We start from the raw sequence: 9,716 nt of genomic DNA on the forward strand, positions 1-9,716 counted from the left end.
AGCGATGGCGTACCGTATCTCGTGCCGGTTGAAGACGAAGTGCAAAAGACGAGCCCGTGGCAGACGACTTTCGCAGAAGCCGATTTTCTAAAAAAACTTGCCGCTGCCGGACAAGATGTGGGCGCTTTGCAGAAAATCGAGCTTTCACCGCTCGTCATCGGCAAGAGTGATGCGTATCGTACGCCTTCGGGGCGCGTTTCACGCATGGTGATTCACGGCTCGAATCGCGCGGCGACGCTGACGGGGAGCGATATGCGCTCGATCTTCGGCTTGAAGAGCACGCTTTTTGATGTGCGGCGTGAAAAGGGAGAGATCGTATTCGCAGGCTTTGGTAGCGGGCACGGTCTGGGAATGTCGCAGCATGGCGCGGAGAGACTCGCGGCTAGTATGAAGTATGACGCCATCTTGGCGCATTATTATCCGGGAACGACGTTGGAGGTTTTGCCGTGATGATGCTCGATGATTTTAATTACGAACTGCCCGAGGAACAGATCGCGCAGAAGCCCATCGAGCCGCGCAATGCGTCGCGTCTCATGGTGCTCGATCCGCTGGCGGGGACGATGAAGCATCGTCATTTTTATGATTTGGGAGAGTTTCTTTCGCCCGGCGACGCTCTGATCTTGAACGATACGCGCGTCTTGCCGGCGCGTCTTTATGGCAGGCGTGAGCCGACGGGCGCACATATCGAGGTGTTTTTGCTGCGTCGCATCGACAAGGACTCGTGGGAAACTCTGGTGCGCCCCGGCAAGAAAGCGCAGGTCGGGCAGGTCATTCGCTTTTCTGATGAATTGAGCGCTGAGGTTGCGGCGCATACGGATTTTGGCGGACGTATCGTGAGGTTTCGCTACGAGGGCGTTTTTGAGGAGATTCTTGACCGCTTGGGCGAAACGCCGCTGCCGCCGTATATTCATGAAAAACTGGAGGATAAGGAACGCTATCAAACGGTTTACTGCCGCGAAGAAGGTTCGGCGGCGGCGCCGACGGCAGGGCTGCATTTTACGAAGGAACAGCTCGCCGCGATTCAGGCGAAAGGCGTTCATATCGGCTTCGTCACGCTTCATGTCGGTCTCGGTACGTTTCGCCCCGTAAACGTGGAAAACATCGAAGATCATAAGATGCACAGCGAGTATTATCGGCTGCCGGAGGAGACGGCGGACTTGATTCGCCGCACGAAAGGGGCGGGCGGCCGCATCGTCGCCGTCGGCACGACGTCGATCCGCACGCTGGAGTCGGCGGCTGAGGTGCAGGGAGAGATCGCGGCGAAGAGCGGCTGGACGGACATCTTCATCTATCCGGGCTATCGCTTCAAGATCGTCGATGCGCTCGTGACGAATTTTCATTTGCCGAAATCGACGCTGCTCATGCTCATCAGCGCGTTCGCCGGACGCGAGTTCGTATTGTCCGCCTACGAAGAGGCGGTGCGCGAGGGATATCGCTTCTTTTCGTTCGGCGATGCGATGTTTTTGACAAGGAAGCGCTGAAAACGGTGCGAAAGAGGAGGACGCTCTTTGACAGCCATTACTTATGAACTGATAAAAAAAGATGCCGCGACGGGAGCGCGCGCCGGCATTCTGCATACGCCGCACGGCAGTTTCCCGACGCCGATCTTCATGCCCGTGGGCACGCAGGCGTCCGTCAAGGGCGTCTCGCCCGATGAACTTAAAAGCCTTGGCGCGGGGGTGATTCTTTCCAATACATATCATCTTTTCTTGCGCCCCGGCATGGATCTCGTGCGCGAGGCGGGCGGACTGCATCGCTTCATGCACTGGGACGGCGCGATCTTGACCGACAGCGGCGGCTTTCAAGTGTTCAGTCTCGGCGATTTGCGCAAGATCACCGAGGACGGCGTGACGTTTCGCTCGCATATCGACGGCTCAAAGAAGTTTTTGTCGCCGGAGGTTTCGATGCAGGTACAGATGGCGCTCGGCTCAGACATCGTCATGGCGTTCGATGAATGTGTGCCGTATCCTGCCGACTACGATTATGCGAAAGCCTCGACGGAGCGCACGACGCGCTGGGCAGAGCGCTGCAAGAAGGCGATGACGAGCGAGCAGCAAGGGCTTTTTGGCATCGTGCAGGGCGGCATGTATAAGGATCTGCGCGAAAAGAGCGTGGCGGATCTCGTCGCGCTTGATTTTCCCGGCTATGCTGTCGGCGGACTGAGCGTCGGCGAACCGAAGGAAGTCATGTACGAGATGCTTGGTCTCACCGTGCATCTTCTGCCCGAAGATAAGCCGCGCTACTTGATGGGCGTCGGCACGCCTGATTATCTTTTAGAGGGCGTCATGCACGGCATCGACATGTTTGACTGTGTATTCCCGACGCGTGTGGCGCGAAACGGCATGGCGATGACGCATACCGGCAGGCTCGTGATGAAGAACGCCGCCTACACGCGTGATTTTTCTGTGCTTGAAGAGGGATGCGGCTGCTACGCTTGCCGGAGCGGCTACACGCGCGCCTACATCCGGCACCTCGTGCGTGCCGAGGAAATCTTCGGACTGCGCCTTTTGACGCTGCACAACCTGTATTTCCTGCAAGTTTTTATGCGCGAGATGCGAGAAGCCATTCTCTCGGGTACATTCGGCGAATTTCGTGCAAATTTTCTTCGGAATTACAAACGATAAGGAATTTTTTCTGCAATAAAGGGAAAAAGCGAAAAGCGTCGAAAGAAATTTATAGCTATGAGAGATTTTCTTGTCTTTGATTGGGAGGAATACGATGGACGCAAATATGATGAATGCTCTATATACATACGGACCGTTGATTTTCATGGTGCTTGTCATCTATTTTCTCATCATCAAGCCGCAGCGCAAGGAACAGAAGCGCCGCAAAGAGATGCTCGACGGACTCAAGCGCGGCAATCGCGTCGTGACGATCGGCGGCATTTACGGCACGCTGACAGAGGTGCACGATACGATGGTCAAGCTGAAGATCGCCGAGCAGGTGGAGATCGAGGTGTCACGCGCTTCCATTCATGCAAATGTGAGCGATGGCACAGCCTTGGAAAAGTCATGACGCATGGTATATAGAGATCTTTTGCAGGCGAAAAAGCGAATGCGGCAAGAGGCTTTGGCGCGTCGCCGCAGCCTTTCGCCCAAGGAGAATGAGACGTTCAGCGAAGCGATTTGCAGACGGCTCAGATCGCTTCCTGCCTGCTGCATGGCAAAGCGGATTTTCGCCTTTGCTTCGATGGCGGATGAGGTTCAGCTCTACGGCTGGATTGCGGCGGCTTTGTCTGAGGGCAAGGCGGTCGCCCTGCCGCTCGTCAGAGGGAAGGGCGTCATGGAGGCGGTGCGCGTGCGCGCGCTTTCGGATCTCGTGCTTGGCGACTACGGCATATTGACCGTGCGCGAAGATCAGCGCGAAATCGTCGATCCCGCGAGTCTTGACTGCGTGCTTGTGCCGGGCGCGGCGTTTTCGCGCAAGGGAGAGCGGCTCGGGTTGGGCGCGGGCTTCTATGATCGCTTTTTGGGCGAGAAAGCGACGCAGGCGCAGCGCATCGCTGTGGCGTTTTCGTGTCAGATCATGGAAGATCTTCCGCTCGAGGCGCATGATATCATGATGCACGGGATTGTTACGGAGAACGAAACCATATTTTGCAGGTGAGAAGCATTGATGAAGATAAACGTAGGCATGGCAAAAATCAATAAGTATGCGATGCAGCATTGCGGCGACAGCTTTGACATCATTGAGCGGCCTTACGGCGGTCTTTCCGCCGTCATCGCCGACGGGCAGGGAAGCGGGCTGGCGGCGCATCATACGAGCAGCTGGGTCGTGAACAAGGCGGCTTCCTTGATCGCCGATGGCGCGCGTGACGGCGCTGTGGCACGCGCCGTGCATGACTACCTCTATGCGATGAAGGATAAGAAGGTGTCGTGTACACTGACGCTTCTGAGCGCCGATTTGGAGTCAGAAACGGTCGTCATCAGCCGCAATTCCAACTGTCCGACCATCGTCAAGACGGACGAGTACCTGACGATCTACGACGATGAGGTGTCGCCGATTGGCGTCAACCGCCACATGAAGCCCCACGTCTACGAATTGCCGTTTGCTTCGGGCATGATCGTCGTCTCTTTCACAGACGGCATCGCCCATGCGGGAAAGAAGTACGACGGCGCGGCGATGGATATGAAGAAGATCATCGCCATCATCGAGGACAATGCGCCTGAGGACTGTGAATTCATCGCCAAGAGCATCTTGGAATATGCGCTTTCTTTAGACAAAGAGAAAGCGGGCGACGATATGACGGTCGTCGTCATGGGGATTTCGGAAAGTTCGTCTGATGCGCCAAAGATCGAGCAGCTTTCCGCTTCGTACCCGTTTTAAGGACATGTGGCTAAGAGGAGAGAATCATGAGAATTGCTGTTGTCGGCGTCTGTGCGTCGGGCAAGACGACGCTTGTGCAGGGGCTGAAGGATGCGGGCTTTGATGCGTACAATGTGGCGCAGGAACACTCGTGCATACGCGCCTTTTGGAACAAACACCGTCCCGATGTTCTCGTGATGATCGACGCGACGCTCCCGGCGATCAAGAAGCGCCGCCGCGTCTCATGGACCGAAGAGCGCTTGGTGGTGCAGCACGAGCGTTTGAAAGATGCGAGGGAACATGCCGATCTCTATTTGCAGACGGATGAGCTTTCGGCGGCTGAGGTTTTGGCGGCGGTCATCGCATTTCTGCATGAAAAAGGGGCTTGAACCGCATCGATTCGCGCATTGCGCCTGAGTGCGGAAGAACAATATGTATCAGAGGAGATGGAAAGATTTGAGACAGGACGCTTTACTGAAGCTCATCGCGGTCATCGCGGTGATCGTCGGCGTGTTTTTCGCCTTCGTCTCGCCGTTGGCGAATTCCATACGTCAAGGTCTTGATTTGCAGGGCGGTACGCACGTCGTGCTCGAAGCCGTCGATACGCCGGAGGCGCAAGTCAATGAAGATGCGATGCAGCGCGTCGTAAAGATCATGGAGAAGCGCGTCAACGAGCTTGGTTTGACTGAGCCGCTGATTCAGCGCCAGGGCGAGCGCCGCATCATCATAGAGCTGCCGGGCATCAAGGATCCCGATTCTGCAATCAAGACGATCGGCAAGACGGCAATGCTTGAATTCAAGGACGAAGAAGGCAATACCGTCATGACGGGTACGGACTTGAAAAACGCGCAGGACGCACGAAATCAGCAGAATCAATATGTGGTCAACTTGGAGTTTTCCGACGAGGGAGCGAAGAAGTTCGCCGATCTGACGACGAAGAATGTCGGCCGTCGCATCGCCATCCTGCTCGACGGCGAAGTCTTGACGAATCCGAACGTGCGCGAGCCTATCACGGGCGGCAGGGCTGAGATCACGGGACAGGAGAGCCAGGAAGAGGCGCATCGCATCGCGATGCTTTTGCGAAGCGGCGCACTTCCTGTCAAGGTCAACATCATCGAGACGCGCACGGTTGGTCCGACGCTCGGTCAGGATTCGAAGGACAAGAGTGAGTTTGCCTTTGTCATCGGCATTTCCGCCGTCCTCCTGTTCATGATACTGTTTTATCGCCTTTCGGGACTTATTGCTGACCTCAGTCTCATGGCGTATGTCATCTTGCTGCTTTTCATTCTGAAGATGCTCGACGCGACTTTGACGCTGCCTGGCGTCGCGGGCATTATCTTATCCATCGGCATGGCGGTCGATGCGAACGTGCTGATCTTTGAGCATTTCAAAGAGGAGTACCGACTGGGCAAGACGCTGCGCCTTTCGATGGAAGCGGGATTCAAGCGCGCCTTTACGACGATCTTCGATTCGAACATCACGACGATCATCGCGGCGCTCGTGCTGTTTTTCTTCGGCACGGGCACGATCAAGGGCTTTGCCATCACGCTCGGGCTTGGCGTCGTACTCAGTATGCTGACGGCGATTACGCTCACGCAGTACATGCTGAAGCTGCTCATCGCCTCGAATATTTGCAAGAATCCCGCCGTCTACGGTGCGACGGGATTGTCCGTGGGAAGCGGGGTGAAGAAAGATGCCTAAGTTCGATATTGTCAAACGCACGAAAATCTGGTTCATCATCTCCCTTTGCGTCATCGTGCCAGGTATTTTCAGCATGTGTACGCAGGGCTTCAACCTCGGCATCGACTTCACCGGCGGCACGATCATCGAGCTGCGCTTTCAGAAGGAAGTGACCTTGGCGGACGTGCGCGGCGTTCTGCGCGAGTATAGCCTCGACAACAGTACGATCCAGTTCTCGGGCGATGCGGCGAACGCTGAAGCTGCGCCCACCGTCATGGTGCGAAGCGTCGACTTGGAGGAAGAAGAGCGCAAGGCAGTTATGGCGTCGCTCAGGCAGCAGCTTGGCGACTACGATGTGCTGCGCGAGGAGAAAGTCGGCGCGACGATGGGCGCCGAGCTTATCATGAATGCGCTTTGGGCGCTTGCGCTCTCGTGGGTCATGATCGTGCTTTACGTTTCGTATCGCTTCGAGTTCAGGTTCGGCGTTTCCTCGATCATGGCATTGGTTCACGACATTCTCATCGTCTTGAGCGTCTTTTCCTTGACGCAGCGGCCGATTGATTCTTCCTTTGTCGCGGCGCTCTTGACGATCGTCGGCTATTCGATCAATGATACGATCGTCATCTTCGACCGCATTCGCGAGAATTTGAAGCTGCATTTCAGGCGCGGCGGCGATATCTGTGCTCTGGTCAATACGAGCATCTATCAGACGCTGACGCGCTCGATCTACACGGTCTGCACCGTGCTTTTCACGACGTTCGCGCTCTATTGGTTCGGCGGCGATACGACGAAAGACTTCTCGTTCGCGCTTCTCGTCGGCTTCTTTGCCGGCTGCTATTCGTCCATCTTTATCGCAAGCCCCATTTGGGTCGTCCTGCGCAATTTCTCGGAGAAACGCCGCAGAGCGGGCAGCGCGGCTGCAGCAAAATAAAATCATGGTCTGCGGCGCTGAAAGCAGACCTGCAAGGGCTGTGCATAGGTCGAATCCGGCTTATGAACAGCCCCTTTCATTAAGGGCGGCGCACAATGCCCGCGAAGTGGATGTTTGTGCGTGCAGTCTGCTCCATCAGCTGACAGATGGAAGGAGGGGGACAATGGAAAAAGAATGGTCGCTTCTGCCCGATGTGTCGGCGCGCGCTGTGGAGTTTTCCCAGCGCATCGGCACGACGCCCTTTACGGCGGCGCTCCTTCTGCATCGTGGTATTGCATCCGATGAAGAGGCAAGGAACTTCCTTCATCCGGAAAAGCAGCCGTTTTACGACCCATTTTTGATGAAAGATATGGAGAAAGCCGTCTCGCGCATTGCGCGGGCGATTCAAGCGAAGGAGCGCATCGTCGTCTACGGCGATTACGACGTTGACGGCATCACGGCGACCTCGCTTCTCTGCCGCAGTCTGCGTCAGCTTGGCGCAGACGTCGGCTACTTCATTCCGCATCGTCAGAAGGACGGCTATGGACTGCACAAGGAAACGCTCGATGAAATCATCGCGGCGGGCGCGGCTCTGATCGTCACGGTGGACTGCGGCATTTCCGCAGTCGAAGAAGCGGCGGCGGTGAAAGAGGAGACGGATCTCATCATCACCGATCACCACCTGCCGGGCAAAGAGCTGCCCAAAGCCGTCGCCGTCATCGACCCGCATCGCGCAGACTGCCCATATCCCGACAAAAACATCGCGGGCGTGGGCGTGGCGTTCAAGCTCTGCCAGGCGCTCTGGCAGAAGATGCGCGGCAGAGCCTTCACGGGCGATCTTGACATCGTCGCCTTGGGAACGGTCGCCGATGTCGTGCCGCTCGTGGGCGAAAACCGCAAGATTGTGCAGCAGGGGCTTCGCGTCTTGAAAAAATCGAAGCGCTTGGGGATTCAGGCGCTTCTCGCCGTGACAGAACTCAAGGAAAAGGAAATCACGGCGGGGCATATCGGCTTCGTGCTTGCGCCTAGGCTCAATGCCGCCGGACGTCTGGCGTCCGCTCTGCGCGGCGTCGAGCTGCTTTTGACAGAGGATGCAGCAGAAGCGCAGGCGATCGCGGAAGAGCTTGACGCTGCAAACCGCGAGAGGCAGGCTGTGGAGCAGGAGATCTTGCAGGCGGCGGAAAAGCAGATCGAAAGCATCGACGTCAAAAAAGCTCCTGTGCTCGTGCTGCACGGCGGGGGCTGGCATCCGGGCGTCATCGGCATCGTTGCCTCGCGCATCGTCGAGCGGTACTATCGTCCGACGGTCATCATCGCGGAAGAGGACGGCATCGGCAAAGGATCGTGCCGCAGCATTCGCGGCTTCCACATGTTTGAAGCGCTCTCGGCGTGTAAGGAGCATCTGCTTGGCTTCGGCGGTCATGCGCAGGCGGCGGGGCTGTCACTGCGCTCGGAAGATATTGCGCCGTTTCGCAAAGCGCTTGCCGCGTATGCGACGCGCGTTCTCGCGGCAGAGGACTTCACCCCGATTCTTGACATTGAGTTAGAACTTGCGCCGGATAAGATCTCTGAAAAACTGATGATGGAGATCAAGCTCTTGGAGCCTTATGGCATGGGAAATCCCAAGCCGCTCTTTGCGTCGCATGGTGTTCGCGGCAGTTATGCGCAGCGGATCGGCAAGGAAGGGCAGCATTTGAAATTTGCGCTCGACGGCGTGGATGAGAGCATCGACGTTCTGGCTTGGGGCAAGGGCGAGGCAGCGCCTCTCGTCAACCGTGAGCGCATCGACATCGCATACTTTCCCGAATATCATGTATGGCGCGAAAAGCGCTCCTTGCAGCTCATGCTCGAAGACTTTCGACCGGCACGCGCCGAGGCGAAGCATCCCGACCGTGATGCGCTGGCTTCGGTCTATCGCTTTCTGTTCGCACGTCAAAAGGCGGCAGAATTGCCGTTGGATGCAGAGTATCTTTTGGCAGAGTATTTGCGTCATTTTCCTGTCATGGGGATCTTCACCTTTCAAAAGGCGCTGCAAATTTTTGAAGAGCTTGGCATCCTGCACGCAGCCGATGGAACATACAAGTTTTCCGCACCGAAAGAACGGCTTGATTTATATAAGTCGCGCATATTCCGCGAGGGAAATCCTCTGTAGGAATTTTTTACAGAGACTTCCTTCCCGTCATAATAAAGAGCCAATACATGAGGAGACTCATATATTGGCTCTTTATTATGATTTTATCCGTGATTTTCTAGTAGTTTTGTGCGAAGAACGTCCCTGTCTTAGCGTCGTAGACGCCATGCTCCCAGAGATATTTTCCATCGTCCGTGCAGTGATAGGGATCGCCGTAGATCTCCGAAGTGGCAGAGAGGATCTCCTCGGCGATCGCTGTGGTGTCTTGTTCTCCTGCCTCGGGGCGGATGATGACATAGCTGATGCGCCCGTTTTGGATCTGCTCCATGAACTCCCAGCCGCCGTATGTTCCGCGTGCAACCTGCGGCGGTACCATAGGATGATTCGGAACGACCTCGGCAAAGCTGGGGAAGGAGTCTGCCGTCACCCTTGCACCGAGCGGCGGGAGTGACTGCACAACGGTTTCGTAGGCGTCGGCAGAGGGCATGGCAAATGTGGTGCCCATGCTCAGCAGGAATACGGCACAGAGAAGGATGGAAGTAAGCAGTTTGCGGTTCATTTTGTTTCTCTCCTTTTTCATGTTCAGTCCGTCGTGCTTTCGCGCACGTCGCCAAGAATGATTTTATATAAGGTTCCCGACGGGGGAATATCCTTGATGATGTTATACGCCTTTAGGAGCGGGGCAGTCTC

Annotated in this window: 11 protein-coding genes; 10 read left to right on the forward strand and 1 reads right to left on the reverse strand. The window is 56.2% G+C overall.

Features of this window, described 5'->3' with window-relative positions; translation table 11 throughout:
• From ACTTKG_RS06760 to recJ, 10 genes are all read left to right on the forward strand, one after another.
• On the forward strand, positions 1–450 hold a 450-nt coding region (locus ACTTKG_RS06760), incomplete at its 5' end, for a SpoIID/LytB domain-containing protein (protein WP_442673470.1).
• Positions 450–1,481, forward strand: coding sequence for a tRNA preQ1(34) S-adenosylmethionine ribosyltransferase-isomerase QueA (gene queA / locus ACTTKG_RS06765; RefSeq protein WP_442673480.1), 1,032 nt, complete (start codon positions 450–452; stop codon positions 1,479–1,481). The genes ACTTKG_RS06760 and queA, both read left to right, overlap by 1 nt.
• A gap of 27 nt (positions 1,482–1,508) precedes the next feature.
• A complete protein-coding gene (tgt, locus tag ACTTKG_RS06770) occupies positions 1,509–2,624 on the forward strand; it encodes a tRNA guanosine(34) transglycosylase Tgt (protein WP_442673471.1) in 1,116 nt (371 codons plus the stop codon).
• 94 nt (positions 2,625–2,718) lie between these two features.
• Positions 2,719–3,015 carry a preprotein translocase subunit YajC gene (gene yajC, locus ACTTKG_RS06775; protein WP_442673472.1) on the forward strand — a complete coding sequence of 99 codons (297 nt, stop codon included), beginning with the start codon at positions 2,719–2,721 and terminating at the stop codon, positions 3,013–3,015.
• 39 nt (positions 3,016–3,054) lie between these two features.
• A complete protein-coding gene (locus ACTTKG_RS06780) occupies positions 3,055–3,606 on the forward strand; it encodes a 5-formyltetrahydrofolate cyclo-ligase (protein WP_442673473.1) in 552 nt (183 codons plus the stop codon).
• A 9-nt stretch (positions 3,607–3,615) separates the two neighbouring features.
• A complete protein-coding gene (locus tag ACTTKG_RS06785) occupies positions 3,616–4,326 on the forward strand; it encodes a PP2C family protein-serine/threonine phosphatase (protein WP_442673474.1) in 711 nt (236 codons plus the stop codon).
• Between the two features lie 26 nt (positions 4,327–4,352).
• The gene (locus ACTTKG_RS06790) at positions 4,353–4,694 is read left to right on the forward strand and encodes a hypothetical protein (protein ID WP_442673475.1); all 342 of its coding nucleotides are present in this window, start codon (positions 4,353–4,355) and stop codon (positions 4,692–4,694) included.
• Positions 4,695–4,737: 43 nt separating this feature from the next.
• Positions 4,738–6,006, forward strand: a complete 1,269-nt coding sequence (secD, locus tag ACTTKG_RS06795) for a protein translocase subunit SecD (protein ID WP_442673476.1) — start codon at positions 4,738–4,740, stop codon at positions 6,004–6,006.
• The gene (secF, locus tag ACTTKG_RS06800) at positions 5,999–6,916 is read left to right on the forward strand and encodes a protein translocase subunit SecF (protein WP_442673477.1); all 918 of its coding nucleotides are present in this window, start codon (positions 5,999–6,001) and stop codon (positions 6,914–6,916) included. Before secD ends, secF begins: the two co-directional genes overlap by 8 nt.
• A 163-nt stretch (positions 6,917–7,079) precedes the next feature.
• The gene (gene recJ / locus ACTTKG_RS06805) at positions 7,080–9,047 is read left to right on the forward strand and encodes a single-stranded-DNA-specific exonuclease RecJ (RefSeq protein WP_442673478.1); all 1,968 of its coding nucleotides are present in this window, start codon (positions 7,080–7,082) and stop codon (positions 9,045–9,047) included.
• Positions 9,048–9,144: 97 nt separating this feature from the next.
• Here recJ and ACTTKG_RS06810 read toward each other — a convergent pair whose 3' ends face one another.
• Entirely contained in the window at positions 9,145–9,585 is a 441-nt protein-coding gene (locus tag ACTTKG_RS06810; RefSeq protein WP_442673479.1) for a hypothetical protein, read from the reverse strand.
• Positions 9,586–9,716: the final 131 nt, after the last annotated feature.

Source organism: Selenomonas sp. (assembly GCF_052169755.1).
Classification (GTDB): domain Bacteria; phylum Bacillota; class Negativicutes; order Selenomonadales; family Selenomonadaceae; genus Selenomonas.